This window comes from Streptomyces sp. LS1784 (assembly GCF_020103755.1).
In the GTDB taxonomy this organism is placed as follows: domain Bacteria; phylum Actinomycetota; class Actinomycetes; order Streptomycetales; family Streptomycetaceae; genus Kitasatospora.
Genome location: NZ_JAHSQD010000121.1, coordinates 1 through 18110, shown reverse-complemented (window position 1 = coordinate 18110; position 18110 = coordinate 1). Strand labels below are relative to the sequence as shown.

The following is an 18110-nucleotide window of genomic DNA, read 5'->3' as shown; positions in this document are numbered from 1 at the left end:
TACGGCTCGATGAACGTCCACTGCTCGTCGGTGAGTTGCCTACGTGTCACACGCAACGTCCTACCGGATCCCGCTTTCGAGCAAGCACGAAACCGCAATATTGATCACGACATCACACAGGCCCTAGAACCGTCGACGGCTGTGAACGCTCACCCGCGATCACTGCCCCCTGCACCGTGCACCTTCCGGTCACTCCTCCACCGAAGGAGAAAACATGTCCGTCGCACGAACCATACGTACCGCGCGAACCGCGCTGCTCGCCGCCTTCGCCGCGCTCACCCTGCTGCTCGCCGGGGCCGCCACCACGACACCGGCCTCCGCCACCACCACGGGGCTGGACGGCACCTGGGCCTGCTCCGTCCCGTCCGGCTACGTCTACGACGGGGTCCTCTTCAGCCGGACGTGTAGCGGCGGGGGCAGCTGGAACTCGCCGCAGTACCACCTGCGCACGCCCGTCGACGGCCTGACCTCCTGCTCAACCGCCCCGGGCTTCACCTACGACTCCGCCGGCTCGTCCACCACGTGCAGCCTGACGCAGGGCGTACCGTCCACCACCTTCCACCTCCGCACACCGGTCAGCGGCATGTGGGCGTGCAGCGTCCCGAGCGGTTTCACCTACAGCGCCACCACCTCGAACCTGGACTGCGCCACCGTCCGGGGTGTGCCGACCACCAAGTTCCTCCTGGCCCGCTGACCGGCTGATCCGGAACACGGGAACGGGTAGGCCACCCGCAGCCACCGGGTGGCCTACCCGTCAGCCGTGATGAGGTGGCGAGCTTCTCCACGAGCGTGCCGACGCCTTCGTTCTCGCCGCGGAGCGGTCCGGGGTGCCCGGGCCGCGAGTGCTGGGCGCGCCCCAGCCGGTCGGGCGTGTGAGGGTCAGGTGAGGCACCTCGGCCCGCGCGCGCTTCGCGCGGGCCTGGCGGTTGGCGTGCGCGCGCCGCAGGATGTCCAGGACGGTGGCGGCGGTGCGGTGGGTGCGGGCCCCGGTGACGCGGTCGGGCAGGAGGACGGCGGCCTGGCCCCCTGGTGCTCGGCGGCGATGTGCCCCGCCGCGGCCCATGATCCTGCCGGCAGGGGCACGGTCCAGGCGGCGCGGAGCAGCGTCGCCGAACACGCGCGGGTCGAGGGCGACGGCGGCGTCCAGCTAGCGGGTGGTCCACAGCGTGTCCGGGGCAAACGGGTGAACGGTGGGTGTTCGTGCAGCTAGAGCGTTTGCCGTCGCGTCTGTAAGTGTCCGAGTGTCTGGTGCTTCGAACTTTTCGTAGTCGTCGTCCTCTGCGCGAGTCGGGATTGCGATTACCTTGATGGGATCTGCTGTGAACCCGTCAGAGGTGGACGATGAAGCCGAGGGTCCTGGTCAACGAGGTGAAGGGCGAGGGGCCACCGGTCGTGCTGGTGCCTGGCGGGCTCACCGGATGGGTGTCCTGGACGCCGCTCGCGGAAGCCCTGTCGGCGAGACGGAGGACCGTCAGGGTGCAGCCGATCCACAATGAGCTCGGCTCGGCCGGCGAGCGCGGGGACGCCGGGTACACCGCGGCGATCGAGCGTGAATCGCTGCTCATGACGGTGGACGCCCTCGGCATCGAGACCGCCGACTTCACGGGGTGGTCCGGCGGCGGGCGGGCCCTCATCGAGTTCGCGCTGGCATATCCGGAGCGGGTGAGGACGCTGACGCTCGTGGAGCCCGCGGCGTACTGGATCCTCGACGACCTCGGCGAGTGCGCCCCCGAGGTCGCCCGATTGAACCAGTTCCTGCATGCACTGGCCGGACAGGACGTGAGCGAGGACGACCTGGCCGCGTTCCTCGAACTCGCCGGACTCGTGCCGTCGAAGGACCAGGCTCGCGATCACCCCGCCTGGCCGCGCTGGGTCCTGCACCGGATGGCTCTGTCCTGGAGCTCGGAGCAGGCCGACCGGCCCGACCGCGACGTCGCCGAACTCGCCGGCATCCGGTGCCCTGTCCTGCTGGTCCACGGCTCCGCGACCACCGGCTGGCTCAAGCGGGTCGTCGCCGTCCTCAACGAACGGCTGCCCGACACCCGGCTTCTCGAACTGCCCGGCGACCACGCCTGCCACCTCGATAACCCGGACGCATTCCTCGCTGCGTTGGAGCAACACCTGGCTCAGTGAGCCGAGGTCGAACACCGCGCTGGGTACGTCTTGTCCGCGCCCGTGGAGGCGGTGGGCCAGTCGGTTGTGGGTCCCACAGGAGCGGCACATCTGAACAGTCGAATGCGTCATCGGCATCCACGCTCGACCCCGACGAGCGTGGATGCCGGCGTATCGGGGCCGCGGAGGCGGTGCCGGGTCTGGCGACGATCGACTCAGGTGACGATGCGGATCGTCCAGAAGTCCGAGGCGAGTCCCTGCTCGGCGAGGTAGGCATACGGCATGGTGAAGTAGCCGTCCATGCCCCAGCCGGGCCCCCAGGAGTTCCGGACGATGAAGCGCTCGGTCTGGTCGTCGTAGCCCACGGCCATCACGGCGTGTCCGCCGATCACCTCCTCGTCCGTCGTCGGCAGCTGCGCGGCGCCGGTCTTCTTGACCTCAGCGCTCTCGAAGTCGGCGTAGACAGTGAATCCGAAGACGAACGGGAAGCCCGACGCGAGGCAGGCCTTGAACTGGTTGAGGTCCCGGGTGACGCGCTGGTAGGCGGTCACCCTGGACGTGAGGGCCTCCGTGTAGCAGCTCGCCGAAGGCTTCTGGCCGGCACGTGAGTTCTCCGGGAAGGGGCCTCCGTCGGAGAGTGCGGGCGTGCTGTCGTATGGCCACTCGTTCTCCGGGCACACGCCCAGGCTCGCCACGGACTTGATCCCGTCACGCAGCTGTGCGCCCGAGTCCGTTCCGACATGGCCCTCGATCACCCGTTCGTTGTAGTAGATGAACAGCCGCGACGGGACGAAGGCCTGCAGGTTCTGCCTCATGAGCTCGAACTCGAACGCCGCGGCGATGGCGTTCGCGGTACAGCTGCCGATCTCGCCCTGGTCGTAGACCGGCGGGCACTGGCCGCGCAGATCCGCTGCGGGCGGCAGGCTGATGAGCGAGAGATGCGGTGCGGAGTAGAGGAAGTCGCGGGCGTCGGGCAGGTCCGGCGCCCAGCCGTAGCGGGCCGTGCGACGCTTGGTCGGTGGCATGGCACTCCTGTCGGATCGGTCTGTCAGCGCGCGGTTGGTGACCGGGCGCGGGTGTACCGTCTGTATCCAGACCATGCCAAGATCACCCACTCTCGGACGCGCCCGTCCCTCAGGCGGGTCAGCGCCGACCGCCTGGCGGCACTCTTCCGGGAACGGGACCCTCCAGGCCGACCGGGGCCTCCTCCGGCACGGCGGGCAGACGGTCGGCAGTTCAGGTGGCGCCGACTGGCGGGCCAGGGGATCGGCTCCGCGTGAGGTGCGGGCCGCCAGCCGGTACGGTCATCTGCGCGACTGCGGCGGAGAACGGTCGAGTCCGGCTGGACCGCGGATGGGTTCAGCGAGCTGCTGCCCTGTTCCGCCACCTGCTCAACACGCAGACCAGCCCGTTCGCCGAGGTTGGGCGCGCCCACGAACGGCGAGGTGGGGTGATTGGGCATGACGTGCTGTAGGTATAAGGGCGTGTCTGCTCATGACGAAGACAGGACGGTTGCGGGGGCCCCCGAGCCTGTGACGTCTGTCCCGGCTGAACTGCTGTTCCTGGCACCTGTCTTTGCAGGACTCATGGTGTTCCTCGTGTTGACTGCTGCGAGCACCACGGTGGGCGCCGGTGCCAGGCCGGCCAGTCCACCGGATCTGTCCACCGTCGCAGGCTCGACCGCCGCTCTGGTCCTGGGGCTGGTCATCAACCCGCGGCCGGGGGCTCCGAGGCTTCATGTGGTGCTGTGGGTGGTCTTGGCTCTACTGGCGTTGGGAGTAGCGGTGTTCGCCGCGTGGGAGGTGTTCGACAGCACTCACCATGCGGCTGGGGCAGCCCTGACGGCGGCGCTCGCGGCATTCGGCGGTCTGTTCCTCGATGCTACGACGATCACGCACAACACTGAGGCACTGGCCCAGGCCGTCCGGCCGAGCGCCGGCGCCCCGGACTTCCCTCAGGTTTCCGATATGCCCGAAACGACGGATGGGTGAGGCACGTACGAATTGCGCTTCGTGCCTCACATGGCACTGAGTTCGGCAGCCGTGGTGCCTACTCCGGTGGGTGCTGCCGGACCCGGACGAGTGAGGACATCTCCCCGGGAGGGAGGGTGGCCCGAACGACCTGTTGCTTTCTTGCGGTACGCCCGGATGTCGTCTTCAATCCACGGAGGCGAACAGCCCTCAAGGGCTCGGGAGGACGTTCTCGGCGACAAGGCTGTTGTAGACCTGTTCGAGGTGGGAGGTCACGGCCCGGGCGGGGTTTCTGCCCGTGGAGACGGGGACGATGACACCGTGCAGCGGATTGTCATCGCGAGGTTCGTCCAGGGTCAGGACGCCTCCGATGCCAGGGGCCGCTTCGTCCCGGGCGGTGAGCGGAGCCACACCCCACCGCTGCTGGATCGTCTTGAGTACTGAGGTGTGATCCAGTGGCACGCTGTCACCGGGAACATCGAAGACGGTACCGCGAGCGATGAGCGGGGAAACCAGCACCGTGGGTACCCGCACCCCGAACCTGGTGAAGTCGAAGCCGGCCTCTCCGGCCTGTTGATCGGGCGATGCCGCGCCGACGGGCGGCGGCACGTGGTCGTAGCAGCCGCCGTGCTCGTCATAGGTGATCACCAACAAGGTCTTGGCCCAGTCCGGCCCGGTGCGCAGCGCGTTGTACACGTCGAGGATGAACTGCTCGCCCGATGCGACGTCATCGTTGGGGTGTTGGCTGTTCCCGTCGTGCTTCCAGGCGGGTTCCAGGAAGGCGAACGCGGGCAGGGAGCCCTCGGTGGCGGCGTTCTTGAAGTCGATGAAGTGGCCGAAGTGCTGATCACCGGCCCGCTGGGTGTCGGGGAAGTTGGCCCTGGTCAACGGCGGAAGGTTGTAGCCGTAGATCGCCCAACCAATGCCCTTTTCGCTGAGTCGGCCGAAGATGCTGTCCGTCTTGAACATGAACCTGTTAATTTTTGCCTGGTTCTCGCACGCCTTGTCGCTCACCAGGCCCAGGCTGGTCCCGGCGAGGGCGAAGCCCCGGTTGGGCAGGGTCTGGGTCGGCACCGAGCAGTACCAGTGGTCGCACACCGCGTAGCCCCGGGCCAGTCCGGACAGCACGGGCAGCGCTTCCGGGGGGAAGCAGCCCATGATGTCACTCGCGGTGACGCCCGGGGAGTTGCCTTTCCTGGTCGGGAATATCTGCGCGAAGTCGGTGACGAATCCCTCGTTGGTCGCGTCGGGGGCGGGGGTAGGCACCTGTTGCGTACCGAACAGCTGGTTGTTGACTCTGTGGTACTCCTCTCCGGGGACGGAGCCGGGCATGAAATATGCGCCGGGTCTGGTGTGGTCGATCGGGAAGACGGTGACTTTGCCGCCGTTCCCGTCCGGATTGGACTCCGCGCCGGTCAGGCCTTCGAAGGACTGGCCGGACGGGCGGTTTCCCTGGTCGGTGTAGAGGAATCCGAGCATGTTGTCGAAGGAGCGGTTTTCCAACATGAGGACCACGAGGTGGTCTATCCGGCTCAGAAGTGTGCTGTCCGATGACATCCGGCACCTCCCGCAAATCGCGCGGACTGGAGGATCGAGGCCCCGCCGCTCACGGTGGCGGCCCCTCCTACCACCGTAGGAGCAGAACCCTGCATCCTGCGCGGCGGCGTCGGGCACATCCTCGCGCCGTGTCAGTCGACGTTTGCCCTGTTGGCGACGTGCCGTGACGCCCGAGCAGGGATCACGCACCGCTCAGGCGTCGGCGGTGTGGGAGGCTGGGCCGGTGCCCATAACCCTCCGTCCCCTGGACGCCCGACTCTTCTCTGCCTGGCTCGAACGCAGTCGAGCCGAGTACGCCAAGGATCTCGTTGCATTGGGGCAAACGTCCGAGGACGCCTACCGGCATGCGGACGCGAGCATGGCTCAGTTCTTTCCGTCCGGGATACCGACCCCAGGGCACGTGGTCTTCGACGTAGTCGACGATGCCGGGGTAACCGTCGGCTACCTCTGGATCGGACCGGACACGAGCGACGACGCCGGCGCCTGGTGGATCTGGGACATCGTGATCGACGCCGACAAACGTGGTCGGGGCCTGGGACGAATGGCCATGCTCCTCGGAGAGGAATACGCCCGGGCGCAGGGCGCTCATACTCTGGGTCTCAGCGTCTTTGGGTTCAACACAGGCGCGCGTGGCCTTTACGAGTCGCTCGGCTACGAGACGACCTCGGTGAAGATGCGCAAGAAACTCGCCTGAGCCTCAGGCGACGTTTGCGCTGTCGACCACCGCGCACAGGCGTTGGTCGGCGGCGTGCTTGTTCCGCCGGATGACGTAGCGACGGATCATGCTTCCCGGCTCCTTGTGGCCGGCGTGGTGGGTGCCGTCGAGAGTGAAGTAGCGCAGGGCGGTGAACTGGGCCTCGATGCGGTTGAGCCAGGAGCTGAGAGTGTCCGCCGTGCCGGAGTGGTCTCCCAGGTAGCGGAAGTGGCCGAGGGCCTGCTCGTAGCAGCGGACCGCCTCGCCGGGCCGTCCCGAGCCCAGGTGGACGAAGCCGAGGCTGTCCCAGGTGTAGGCCTGGCCGGTGCGGTTGCCGACCTCCTGGAACAGCGCCAGCGCCCGTTCGCAGTCCGTCAGCGCGCCTTCGTGGTCGCCCAGCTGGGCCCGGTACCAGCCGATCGCGTTGTGGGCGCCGGCTCAGGGTGGTGTCGGGGTGTCGAGGGTCGGTGCCGCCGTTGTCTGCGGCTGCTCGATCTTTGTTGCGGGTCAGGGTGCATCTATCAGTGTCAGGTACGTGAGGCCCATCGCCGGGCCGTCCGGCAGCCGCTCTAAACAAGCACCCGTTTCGGCCGGCTACGCTGCTTGCCCTTGCCGGACCTGACAAGATCCTGCCGAGGCTCCCCTTCTGGGTCGCCGAGGTGAGCGCCCCCGGGTGCTTCCGCTGCTGGACTCCCCGAGCCCCGGGTCCTCCCCAGGCGCGTTCCGGCCTCGGCTACCGCCGGCCGGTGGCCCGGAAGGGTTCGGCGCGCAGCGCCTCACGGCTCCACCAGCCGGTGGTTCGCTCCAGCCATTCGACCGAATCGCGGACTCGGGATGCCAGGGTCCCCTCGGACTCCTGGTCGAGGATCCCGCGGGCTATCGGCTCCAAACCCAGGGTGAGCGCCCAGATCCGGGTCCGGCGCACCAGCTCCCAGTCGACGTCGACGAGGCCAGGACTCCATTCCTGCGAGAGCAGCCAGGCCGCGTCGAGTGCGGGGTCGAAGAGCTGGGCCGCGTCCCAGTCCAGCACGCCGACCAACCGCCCCGACCCGTCCCAGAGCAGGTTGGACACGTCCAGAGCGCCGTGCACCAGGGAGGGCTCCGGCACGGACAGGTCCCGCGCCTTCGCGATGCGCCGACGTGCCTCGCGACGTCTGGCCCGCGGCAGCCGCGGAACCACCTCACCGAGCATCAATTCCGCCCAGCCGTCGCCGCCCACGCCTTCGTGCGGAACACCGAGGACGTCCGCCAGCGGACCGCAGTCGACCTCGCGCAAGGTGCCGAGCAGGACTGAGAGCTGCTTCATATCGGCACCGAACAGCCCGCCGCGGCCCGAGCGCACGAAGCGTCGGGCAGTAAAGTGCCCGTACATCCAGCTCAGGGCGACTGCGGTGCGTCCTTGGACGGTCACCACCTCGGACAGCGGTTCCGGTACCTCGAACGGCAGGCCCAGCCGTGCCAGGCGGCGCAGCAGCTCGGCCTGGCGTGGCAGCGCCGGGGAGGCGGAGGGCCTGCGCGCCACCCGGACCACGGCGGTCCCGAGCAGTTGCAGCTCGTCGTGCGAGGAGCCGCGCAGGAGGTGCGCCTCGTGCCATCGCTGTCCCGGCAGCGCCGCCTCCGCGACGGCCAGCAGGTCCTCGTCCGCGCGCTCGCTCCTCCTGGTCATCCCGGCAGGGTAGTGCGGGCTGGTGAACACCGGGTGGTCGGCCCTGGCCGCGGCGATCGCGTTCCGTGCGGTCCCGGCGAACGGCAGTGGGCGGCAGCCTGTTTGAGATCGCCGGGACCGGTGATCGGGCCTCCGGCCCTATTCCCTCTGCCTGCCGCCAGATCCTCGCCCTCTTCGAGAACGCCGACGGCGGCCTGCCCGCCAAGGACGTCTGCCGCGCTCTCGGACTCGGCACCGAGCCCCGACACATCGAAGGCACCCGCGCCAAGCTGAACCTCCTGGTCAGCCGCGGCATCCTCATCGAACCCGAACCTGGCCCGCTCGGCATGCCGCAATCGACCCACCAGAGTTTGCCGACACCCTCCTCAAGCGAGAACCCGACTACGGCCCGCCGAACGCCCGCTCAGGAGTGCAGCTCGAGGAATTCGAGCCGGTTGCCGAACGGGTCTACGGTATGAAAGCGGTCCTGCCCGGGCACTTCGTTGCTGAAAGTGACGAGATATCCGTGGTCGGCCAGTCGGTCCGCGAGCGCACGCAGCCCGCGGATCTCGAAGCCGGGATGGGCCTTGAGCGCGGGCCGGAAATCCAGCTCCACTCCGAGGTGGACTTGAAAGCCGGACCCCTGAAACCAGCAGCCGCCACGGGAGGCGAGCGCCGGCGGCTTGGGGATCTCGGACAGACCGAGCAGTTCGCCCCAGAAGGCTCGGCACTGCTGCTCGCCGCCGGCCGGGATGGCGAGCTGGACATGGTTGATGGCAGCGAGGGAGAGGGCAGCGGTCATGGCACGGGCCTCCGGCTGGTTCGGTCTCACGGCGATTATCTCGATATCAAGATACATTGTGCGCCGTCGGGCGCCCACCGGTTCCGCTGCGGAAATCAAACCTCCTTCAATGGCGCAAAGCACTCAAACGCTCACAGAACTCCCCCTCACACACGGGCGCTTCGGCACTCCGCCTTGTCCTTGTTCCGCGCTTGTGGTGGGCGCCATGGGCGTATGCCTCACCCGTGGCCAGGACCCGCCCGACATCGTGACGGGGCCGGAGTGCGGTTCCTGGAGCCCGGTGGCCGCCCGGGGCCGGGCCGGGATCGTTTCGGCGCACACGCCGGCGATGGGGTCTTCGTGTGGAGGTTCCTGCACCCGCGCCGGACGCGGGTGGGGTGAGCTTGTTCGGTTCGGCCCGTCTCTCCCACGGGCGGCGGAGGTCGGTGGCCAGGAGGCGGGCGAGGCAGAGCCGGGTGTGGGCGGCGAGCAGTTCGGCGGCCTCGTCACCATCCTTCGGAGACGCCAAGCCCTGACCAGCACAAAGCCGGAACCAGCCACCGAAAACACGTGACGCCCAGACACTGCAGCCCACAGGAGAGACTGGCAGCATGCCTGCCGCCGACATGCTCGCGCCCTCGGACGAGATCCACACGTATCTCGTCGCCCGGCTCAACGACGCCCTCCGCCGGCCAGGGATGTGGGGTGGGGAGCTCGGCATCCGGCTGATGCTGGACCACCTCCTGTTTCTTGAGCGTCGGCAGGAAGCATGGGACGACGAGCAGCGCGCCCTGGAGCAGCGCAAGGCGTGGACCCCGACCGGCGTGAAGGGAGCGTTCGGGGGCTTCCTGCCAGCTGATCCCGATGCGAGCGTGGCCTCTGTATACGCGGAGTTCGCGCACCGCCAGGGGTGGCTCAAGACCGACCGGGTGCTGAGCACGGACGAATACGCCTCGATGCTCGCCACGATCGACTCGTGGGCCGCCCACGACCGGGTGTGGGCCGACGTGACCTCATTCTTCGGCACGCCGTCAGTTCTGTTCGGCGGTACCAACCCGTACTACGGGAAGACGCTCGGCTACGTGACCGCGGGCCTCTCTGCTCCCATGGTGTTCTTCCACCTCTGGAACGGCACCGACCCAGACGCCGAGCCCTCCTGGCCTCCGGCCCGCGAGCAACCACTGCTTCTGGCGATCCGCCGTGGTGATGCTCCGTTCGCCGCAAGCTTCACCTACACGCCAGAAGGACATCGCCGTCGACCAGCACAGTAGGAGTGATCTCCGGATCACCCCTACTCGTGGGCCGATTACGCTGGGCGATCCCGAAATGTTGATCAGAGTCGGCCAACCGACCGCCGTTGGGGGAGTCTGCCGCGCACTCGGTACGGTCAGTGCATGCAGGAACAACTCGGTCACCAGGGACGGACTGAAACACGGCCAGAGCGCGATCGTGCCACCGTGCCTTCGCAGCCGGAGGCCCGCAGCGCCACGGAAGCCGTCGAAGCCGAGAGAGTGATCTTCATCTGCGACACGTGCGGGATCGTACTGACCGGGCCGCTGCGTCAGCTGTCCTCCGTTCCCGAGGCGCCGTACTACGAGTGGTGGGAGGCCGAGGAGATGGGCCCGTCACCGGCGACGCTACCGCTGGGCTGCTACGCGATCGAGACCGAACCCTGCGGCCCTCCCCTGGTTGTCACCGAGGTACCCGGACCGGCGTACCCACGTCACGGATCCATGCACAACGCGGACGGACGACCACTGGTCTCGCAGGGCCCACGGGGCAACATCGTCATCAATCCCGACGACGCCCGGGGCCTGGAACTGCGACACGCCTCTCCTGCCTGCTGCGGGGCGACCCCGGACGGCGGAATGAACCAGCTGTGCGCATGCGGAACCCTGGTGGCGACCTTGTGCTCCGACTGCTGCCTGCCGTACGAGCTGCACCTCGCACCCGACCGTGTCCGCGCTGTTCGGGTCTGACACCAGCCCGCATCGCCACCCACAAGCGCGTGCGCGGACGTCGGCCGGTGCTGAACGTCTCGTGGTAACCGGGGTTCCTGCGGATGCAGGACCGGAACATTCAACGTAGCGCCGGGGCATGGCGGTTCGGATCGATTCGGGGAAGGTCTGGGCGGCCGGGCCGGGGCCGCGGCGGGCGCTGGAGCCGGTCGGCCGACCACATGGGTCCGTGCGCTCAGCTCATCCGGAAGACCGGTCCGCGCGGGGTGAACGGCAGTACGGCGCCGCGCGGGACGAGGAAGGCGTGCTCGCGGCGCAGCCGCAGTACGTCGCACTCACCGTCGGTGATCACCAGGACGGGTGCCCCGGGCGGGAAGTCCTCGGCCCGTTCCAGCAGGTCGATGCCCGGCTGGAGGACGGTGCCGCCGCGTCCGTGCACCCGCAGGCGCCCGGCGATCTCTTCGACCGGGAGGTACCCGGCGTCGTGCGGGGCGGCGTCGCAGTGCACCACCCGGGCGGCCGGGACGTCCCGGGCGGCGGCGTAGGAGGCGATCGCGCCGAGCGCCTTGCCGAGCAGTGTCCGGTCCATCGAGCCCGAGGTGTCCAGGACGACCCCGAAGGTGCAGCGCGGCACCTCCTCCTCCGGGTGGTGGCGGCCGGCCCGGGGGATGTCCGGGGTGGCGGACTGCCGGCGGGCGGGACGGGAGTAGCTGCGCACCGGTTCCGGCCTCGGCACGAACTCGTCGAACCAGCGGGCCAGTTGGGCGTCCCAGGGCAGCGGGGGGTGGGCGAGTGCGCGGATCTCCTCGACCAGCCCGGCCGGGAGCAGGCCGCGTTCGCGCCGGTGCAGTTCGAAGCCCTGCTGGAGGCCGCGCCGGTAGAAGTCGTCGAGGTCCACGTAGTCCCGGGGCGGCCCGAGCGGCTCGCCGAGGACGTCCGGGCGGTTCTTCCCGGCCAGGGTGGCGAGGCGGCGGATCCGGCGCTGGTCGCGGGCGATCCGGTCGTACACCTCCTCGGCCGACAGGCCCTTCAGCTGCGGGTCGTGCAGCAGCCCGTCGGGCATCTCGCCGACGCCCATCTCCAGCAACCAGCCGTTGATGACGTAGTCGGCGGCGACGTTGAACAGGAACGGGTCCCGTCCGCCGCGGCGCTCGCCGTGCCGCAGGGCGGCGTGCAGGATCTCGTGGCCGAGGATGAACCGCCACTCCTCGTCGGCGTAGTGGCGCAGCGGGTTGACGTAGATCTCGGCGGCCTCGGCGTTGACGGCGGCGACGGCGATGTCGTGGGCGCGGGCGAGTTCGGCGTCGGCGACGACGGTGAGGCCGGCCGCGATGCCGCCGAGCAGGGGGTACGAGGAGACGAACCAGTTGAGTGCCCGGTTCCAGGGCCGCTCGGGCAGGCGTTCGCCGGTCTCGGCGTCGATCCGGCCGCCGGCCCGGTCCATCGCGGCGGACATGGTGCGGGTGAGCGCGGCCGCGAAGGCCGTCGGCCAGTCCTCGCGGGCCTGGCCGTGGCCGCGCCACTCGACGAGCAGCTGGTCGCGTTCGGCGGTGCCGGCCGTCCCCGCGGTGGTGGGCGGCAGGCCGTCGCGGCGCCAGCGGGCAGCCAGTTCCTCCTCGTCGCCGCCCGGGTACTCCTGCGGGAGGGCGACCGGGGCGCGGCCGACCGGGAAGGTGGCGAGGAAGCGGTTGACCACCGCGCAGCGGGCGGCGGCCTGGTGGGCGTCGGGCTGGGTCCGGGTGCCGCGGGCGCCCGGGAGGTGGCCGAAGCCGAGGTGCAGCAGGCAGTGCGCCAGCACCCAGGCCCACTCCTCGGGTTCCGCCCGGCGGCGCGGGTTGACGTGCAGGGTGCCGTTGGAGTCGGCCACCGCCCAACCGTCCGGCGGGGCGGTGGTGCAGTCCTCGGTGCGGCAGATGTCGGCGCGCAGGGCGGCGAGGGCCGGGTTGCGGCGGAGCAGTCGGAGGCCCTCGGCGAAGGCCTCGGCGCCCGGGTCCGGCTTCTTCCGTTCGGTCGGGGCGCGCTTCACCGGCGGGCCTCGACCAGGCGGGGCATGTCCCGGGCGGCCTCGATCAGGAACCAGGAGGGCAGCACCGGGTTGCCGTCCGGGCCGTCGGCGATCACCGTCTGGGCGACCTCCACCGAGATCTCGGCCAGCTGCACCAGCAGCGACTTGGCCCGGAAGGCGGTCTGCCGCTGTGCCCCGGAGGCGTGCTCCTTGCGGGCGGGCAGTTCCTTGACGAGCCGGCCGCGGAAGGCGTCGGCCAGGTAGTAGAGCAGGTCGCGGTCCTCCAGCCGGTGCGGCCAGCGGGCGTCGCCCTTGAGGATCGTCTCCAGGCCGTAGGAGTTGCGGACGATCTTCGCGTAGCCGCAGAAGGCGACCGCGTGCTGCGCGGTGAGCAGCCCGTAGGCGACGGCCTTGAGGGTCTCTCCCCCAGCCTGGCGGCCGGGAGGTGCCCCCACGTCCAGGGTGGGGCCGAAGGAGTGCAGCGCGTCGGAGAGCATGTGCCAGGCGCGCGGGGTGGAGAACGGTTCCTCGGTCTTGGGCGGGGCGGACCACAGGTGGTCGGGCCGGTCGGTGAGGTGGTCGACGATCCAGGGGTGGATGCCGGCGCCGGCCGCCCAGCGCAGCCAGTCCTCGGCGCTGGCCCGCAGATGGATGTGGACCATGCGGTTGACCAGCGCGGATGCCATCGGGCGGGCGAGCGCGCCGTCGGTGGCGCGGTTCCCGGCGCCGATCACGATCGAGCCGGGCGGCAGCTCGTACGAGCCGATCCTGCGGTCCAAGATCAGCGAGTAGAAGGCCTTCTGGACGTCCGGCGAGGCCGCGTTGAGTTCGTCCAGGAACAGGCAGTACGGCTCGTCGCGGGCGATCTGCTCGGGCGGGCAGAACCGGGAGCGGCCCTCGGGGGTGAGCTGCGGGACGCCGATCAGGTCCTCCGGGGCGAGCTGGGTGCCGACCAGGCTCACGCACTCCAGGCCGAGCGACTCGGCGAACGCCCTGACCAGGGAGGACTTCCCGATCCCGGGGGCGCCCCAGACGAACACCGGGCGGACGGTGGCCAGGCCGAGCAGCAGCTCGGGGATCTGGGCGGGCGAGACGCTGACTGCTCCCTGCACGGGGCTCCTTCGCGACAACGGTGCGTGACCGGCCCAGTGTGCGGTGCGAGTTGGCCGAGCGCACCCGGATTTTCGGTGGCCCGGGTGGGTCCGGGCTTCCGCCATGACCGACACGGGAGGCATCCGGCTCGGCCTCGCGGGGATCGAGGCGGCACTTGAGCGCAACGGCAACGGCCACGACAGCGGTCACATCGAGTTCGTACCGGACGGCAGGGACGGCTCCCGGTGGGGCGGCGACAACACGGGCCTGCTAGCGGCGGTCGGGGCGGCGCTCGCCATCGCGGCCGGGCTCGCCCCGGACGAAGAAGTGCAGCGCAAGGCGATCCTCGCGCACCGCCCCGAACCGGACACCGCCGCCGGCCTGGTCACCTCCGTCGCCGAGATGCTCGATCAAGTGACCCGCGGACGGACCGCTGCCCGACTACCGTTGCTCTGCATGACCCACACCCGGATCGAGGTCACAGTGGAGTTGGTCCGCCACCTGTTGCGTGACCAGCATCCCGACCTGGCCGATCGCCCGGTGAGGCTCGGCGCGCGTGGTTGGGACAACCAGCTGTGGCGGCTTGGCGACGACCTCGCCGTACGGTTGCCCTGGGCGACGCAGTCCGCGGACGCTCTGCTTCGCAAGGAGCACGCCTGGCTGCCCGCCCTCGCCCCGCACCTTCCGCTGCCGGTCCCCGTTCCGCAACGCCTCGGCGAGCCTTCCGAGCGATTTCCGCGGCCCTGGATCGTCACCACCTGGGTGCCGGGCGAGCCCGCCGACCGCGCCCCCGCCACGCGTGCTGCGGAATCGGCCGACAGCCTGGCCGCCTTCCTGACGGCTCTTCACCGGCCCGCTCCCACCGCGGCCCCCCGCGGCCGCGGCCGCGGGGGGCCGCTCGCCGACCATGCCGAAGGGTTCGCCAAACACCTCGCCTCGGCCACCGGCATGGGGCTGATCCCCGACCCGGACGCCGTCCGCGCCGTCTGGGAAGACGCCGTTGCCGCACCCGACTGGACAGGCCCGGCCATGTGGCTCCACGGCGACCTGCATCCGGCCAACATCCTCACGACCGACGGCACCTTCTGCGGCGTGATCGACTTCGGCGACCTCTGCAAGGGTGATCCGGCCTGCGACCTCGCTGCCCCCTGGACGCTGCTGCCGGACGGCGCCGCCGACCGCTTCCACGAGGCCTACCAGCCGACCCCGGACACCGCGACCCTGCGCCGCGCCCGCGGCTGGGCGGTGCTGCGCGCCCTCAGCGGCATCCTCATCGGAGAGGCCGGCGTCCACGGGCGCCCCGGCGGCAAGGCCACCTGGGGCCCACCCGCCCACGCCGCGTTGCGACGACTCGTCGCAACAATCCGCCGGCCCGGTGAGCACGGCCCGGTGGTCACCGAGCCCGTCGGGCAGGTCCGGCCACACGGCTGATCGGCCCAGTCCTCGGAACACGAGACCAACGCCATGAAGCCGCCGTCGGCGATCCGCAAAGCCCACCCGCCCGTTCTCACCACACCCACAGAACCCCATCCCACACCCCGACCACACCCTCCTGAAACGTCAGCGGGTCAACGGCGTTGATGTCGGCTGTTGTGCCGCGTCGGGTTCGGCCTCGGGCTGTCCGTGTCGGTTCGCCACAGGTCTGGTCAGGTCGTTGCCGAGTCATTGCTGGTTGGCGAGGTGGCGGGATAGCTTCACCCCTGTACCACCCGTCCTGTACCTGCCCGGCCGGCACTCTGTCTTCGGCCGGGTCCTGCACCCGGATGATGTGGAGACCACATGGCTCGACGACGTTCCTTACTCCGGCTCGGCCTGGCGATACCGGTCATGCTGTCGCTGACCGCCTCACTCGGATCCCTCCCCACGCCCGCCTCGGCGACGCCCCGAGCACAGTCGGCCGCACAGGCCGAGGACGCACACCCCCTGGCGTACGTCGTCAACACCGAGACCGACCGTCACACGATCGCAGAGGTGCAGCGGGCCATCACCGCTGCCGGCGGCACCACCGTCGTCACGTACGACCGGATCGGCGTCATCGTCGTCCACTCGGCGAACCCCGACTTCGGCAAGCGGCTGCGCGCGGTGCGCGGAGTGCAGTCGGCGGGTGCCACGCGGACCGCGCCGCTGAACACGGTGGGGACGAACGACGAGGGTGCGGTGCGCTACCTCTCCGAGGCCGAGGCCGCGAGGATCGGGAAAGCCTCCGGCGACGGCACCGAACCCCTAGAAGCCGAGCAGTGGGACCTGCGGGCGATCGGCGCGGACAAGGCTGCGACGATCAACCCCGGCAGCAGAAACGTCACGGTCGCCGTGATAGACACCGGTGTCGACGACACCCACCCGGACCTCGCCCCGAACTTCTCCCCCTCGCAGTCCGCGAACTGCGCCGGCGGCAAGGCCGACACCACATACGGCTCCTGGCGGCCAGTGGACCCGGCCTACTTCCACGGCACGCACGTGGCAGGCACGATAGCCGCGGCCCGCAACGGCATCGGCGTCGCGGGCGTGGCACCCGGTGTGCGGGTCTCCGGCATCACGGTCTCCCAGCCCACCCCGCGCCAGCTGATCTACGCCGAAAGCGTCGTCTGCGCCTTCGTGTTCGCCGCCGACCACGACGTGCAGATCACCAACAACAGCTACTACGTGGACCCGTGGCAGTACAACTGCCTGGACGACCCCGACCAGAAGGCCATCGTCGACGCGGTCAACCGCGCCCAGCTCTACGCGCAGCGCAAGGGCACCCTCAATGTCGCCGGGGCCGGCAACGCCAACCACGACCTGGCCTCCAACGCCTTCACCGACGGTGGCAGCCCCAACGACTCCACCCCGGCGAGCCGGACGGTCGACCCGCACAGGTGCTGGGACCTGCCCGCACAACTGCCGGGCGTCGTCGCGGTCAGCGCGACCGGCGCCAGGAACACGAAGTCGTACTACTCCAACTACGGCCTCGGCGTGATCGACGTCGCAGCGCCGGGCGGCGACCAGTACGTGGCCTCAGACACGCCGTCCGGGTCAGGCGGCATCCTGTCGACGATGCCGAACAACCAGTACGGCTACGAGCAGGGCACGTCCATGGCCACTCCCCACGCCGCCGGTGTGGCCGCGCTGCTGAAGTCCGCCCACCCGGACGCGACCCCAGAGCAGTTGCAGGCACTGCTCAAGGCCCAGGCGGACAACCCGGGGTGCCCGGCCGACCCGTACGACTGGAACGGCGACGGCGTCGTGGACGCCACCTGCACGGGCGGCAAGCGCATCAACGGCTTCTACGGCTTCGGCATCGTCAACGCACTGCGCGCGGTCGAGTAGCCGGCACCGGGACAACGGAACGGCCCGGACTGCCCGCATGCGATGTGCGGGCAGTCCTGACCTGTTCTTCGTGGGGTCGGAGCCGTTGCGCCACCGTTTGCCGGTCCGCCGGTTGATGCCGACGAGCCTGCAAGCCTCACGACTGCTCATCCCCTGCTCCGTGAGCCGGGAGTACTCCTCCCGCTCACGGTTCGGCTTCGTGTGCCCTGCGGTGTCCGGATCTTGCGGATCTCGAAGGTCATCGTGTCCCCGGGAGTCGGGTGTCGCGATGGTCGCCGGAACCTGAGTTCCCGGTGGCCCGGCACCGGTCTGGCGGTCCTTGGATAGGCTGCCGGGATGGTCCCCGACGCTCCCCGGCTGCTGCGCGCCGACGCCGCCCGAAACGCGGAAAAGATCATCCGGGCTGCCCGGGAGGTCTTCACCGAACAGGGCCCCGACGCCCACCTCGACGACGTGGCGCGCCGGGCCGGTCTCGGGGCCGCCACGCTCTTCCGCCGCTTCCCCGACAAGGCCGCGCTCCTGCGGGCCGTGCTGGACCAGCGCTTCGGCGAACACGTCCGGCCTGTCATCCAGGCCGCCGCCCACGACCCCGACCCCGCGTCCGGGCTGGCCCGCGTACTGGCGGCAGCCCTGGAATCGGTGGCCGGCGACTACAACGTCCTGGCCGCCGCCCGCGCCGCCGGCGTCCTGACCCCGGCGACCGGCGAGGAGTTCTTCGCCGCCCTCGACGCCCTCCTGGCGCGCGGTCAGGGCGCGGGCGTGATCCGCGCCGACCTCGTGCCCGACGACCTGCACCGCGTCGTCGTCATGCTGGTCTCGGTGCTGTGGACGATGGACCCCCGCGAGGACGGCTGGCGCCGGTACCTGGCCCTGGTCCTCGACGGCCTCTCCCCCGCCGGGGCCCGTCCGCTGCCCTGCCCCGCCCCCGCGCTGCGCGCCCGCACACCCTGACAACCAGGCGGCCAGGCGGCCAGGCGGCCAGGCGGGTGT

At 70.1% G+C, this 18110-nt stretch carries 15 protein-coding genes and 3 pseudogenes; 9 read left to right on the top strand and 9 right to left on the bottom strand.

Going from position 1 to position 18110, the window contains the following annotated elements:
• Positions 1–214 precede the first annotated feature (214 nt).
• Both KS423_RS16730 and KS423_RS16725 read left to right on the top strand, forming a co-directional pair.
• On the top strand, positions 215–694 hold the full coding sequence (locus tag KS423_RS16730) for a hypothetical protein (RefSeq protein WP_224280039.1): 480 nt from the start codon (positions 215–217) through the stop codon (positions 692–694).
• 647 nt (positions 695–1341) lie between these two features.
• Positions 1342–2133, top strand: a complete 792-nt coding sequence (locus KS423_RS16725; protein WP_224280037.1) for an alpha/beta fold hydrolase — start codon at positions 1342–1344, stop codon at positions 2131–2133.
• Between the two features lie 194 nt (positions 2134–2327).
• On the opposite strand, the gene KS423_RS16720 is transcribed toward KS423_RS16725, so the two are convergent.
• Entirely contained in the window at positions 2328–3137 is an 810-nt protein-coding gene (locus KS423_RS16720) for a C1 family peptidase (protein ID WP_224280035.1), read from the bottom strand.
• Positions 3138–3698: 561 nt separating this feature from the next.
• Between KS423_RS16720 and KS423_RS16715 the strand changes: the two genes are divergently transcribed.
• A complete protein-coding gene (locus tag KS423_RS16715; protein WP_224280033.1) occupies positions 3699–4103 on the top strand; it encodes a hypothetical protein in 405 nt (134 codons plus the stop codon).
• A gap of 189 nt (positions 4104–4292) precedes the next feature.
• On the opposite strand, the gene KS423_RS16710 is transcribed toward KS423_RS16715, so the two are convergent.
• Positions 4293–5639: an alkaline phosphatase family protein gene (locus KS423_RS16710; RefSeq protein ID WP_224280031.1), complete on the bottom strand. Its 1347-nt coding sequence runs from the start codon at positions 5637–5639 to the stop codon at positions 4293–4295.
• Between the two features lie 163 nt (positions 5640–5802).
• Between KS423_RS16710 and KS423_RS16705 the strand changes: the two genes are divergently transcribed.
• The gene (locus KS423_RS16705) at positions 5803–6333 is read left to right on the top strand and encodes a GNAT family N-acetyltransferase (RefSeq protein WP_224280029.1); all 531 of its coding nucleotides are present in this window, start codon (positions 5803–5805) and stop codon (positions 6331–6333) included.
• Positions 6334–6336: 3 nt separating this feature from the next.
• Here KS423_RS16705 and KS423_RS48035 read toward each other — a convergent pair.
• From KS423_RS48035 to KS423_RS16685, 5 genes and pseudogenes are all read right to left on the bottom strand, one after another.
• Positions 6337–6525: pseudogene (locus tag KS423_RS48035) on the bottom strand (IS630 family transposase); the annotation flags it as partial.
• Between the two features lie 51 nt (positions 6526–6576).
• Positions 6577–6732, bottom strand: a pseudogene (locus KS423_RS48500) (tetratricopeptide repeat protein); the annotation flags it as partial.
• A 334-nt stretch (positions 6733–7066) separates the two neighbouring features.
• Positions 7067–7999, bottom strand: coding sequence for a phosphotransferase (locus tag KS423_RS16695; RefSeq protein WP_224280027.1), 933 nt, complete (start codon positions 7997–7999; stop codon positions 7067–7069).
• Positions 8000–8402: 403 nt separating this feature from the next.
• Positions 8403–8780 (bottom strand): glyoxalase, encoded by a 378-nt coding sequence (locus tag KS423_RS16690; RefSeq protein ID WP_224280026.1) that lies wholly within the window; start codon positions 8778–8780, stop codon positions 8403–8405.
• Positions 8781–8886: 106 nt separating this feature from the next.
• Positions 8887–9252 (bottom strand): annotated as a pseudogene (locus tag KS423_RS16685) (hypothetical protein); the annotation flags it as partial.
• A gap of 118 nt (positions 9253–9370) precedes the next feature.
• On the opposite strand from KS423_RS16685, the gene KS423_RS16680 reads away from it, so the two are divergent.
• Positions 9371–10030, top strand: a complete 660-nt coding sequence (locus tag KS423_RS16680; protein ID WP_224280024.1) for a hypothetical protein — start codon at positions 9371–9373, stop codon at positions 10028–10030.
• A gap of 186 nt (positions 10031–10216) precedes the next feature.
• Positions 10217–10738 (top strand): hypothetical protein, encoded by a 522-nt coding sequence (locus tag KS423_RS16675; RefSeq protein WP_224280022.1) that lies wholly within the window; start codon positions 10217–10219, stop codon positions 10736–10738.
• A gap of 214 nt (positions 10739–10952) precedes the next feature.
• Here KS423_RS16675 and KS423_RS16670 read toward each other — a convergent pair whose 3' ends face one another.
• Both KS423_RS16670 and KS423_RS16665 read right to left on the bottom strand, forming a co-directional pair.
• Positions 10953–12743: a hypothetical protein gene (locus tag KS423_RS16670; protein WP_224280020.1), complete on the bottom strand. Its 1791-nt coding sequence runs from the start codon at positions 12741–12743 to the stop codon at positions 10953–10955.
• Positions 12740–13834, bottom strand: a complete 1095-nt coding sequence (locus KS423_RS16665) for an ATP-binding protein (RefSeq protein ID WP_224280018.1) — start codon at positions 13832–13834, stop codon at positions 12740–12742. The genes KS423_RS16670 and KS423_RS16665 overlap by 4 nt, the downstream gene beginning before the upstream one ends.
• A 436-nt stretch (positions 13835–14270) precedes the next feature.
• On the opposite strand from KS423_RS16665, the gene KS423_RS16660 reads away from it, so the two are divergent.
• The 3 genes from KS423_RS16660 to KS423_RS16650 all read left to right on the top strand — a co-directional run bounded on the left by KS423_RS16660 (position 14271) and on the right by KS423_RS16650 (position 18071).
• Complete coding sequence (locus tag KS423_RS16660; RefSeq protein WP_224280041.1) at positions 14271–15245, top strand: aminoglycoside phosphotransferase family protein; 975 nt, start codon at positions 14271–14273, stop codon at positions 15243–15245.
• Between the two features lie 348 nt (positions 15246–15593).
• On the top strand, positions 15594–17120 hold the full coding sequence (locus KS423_RS16655) for a S8 family serine peptidase (protein ID WP_224280016.1): 1527 nt from the start codon (positions 15594–15596) through the stop codon (positions 17118–17120).
• A 336-nt stretch (positions 17121–17456) separates the two neighbouring features.
• Positions 17457–18071: a TetR/AcrR family transcriptional regulator gene (locus KS423_RS16650; RefSeq protein WP_224280014.1), complete on the top strand. Its 615-nt coding sequence runs from the start codon at positions 17457–17459 to the stop codon at positions 18069–18071.
• The last annotated feature ends 39 nt before the right edge of the window (positions 18072–18110 follow it).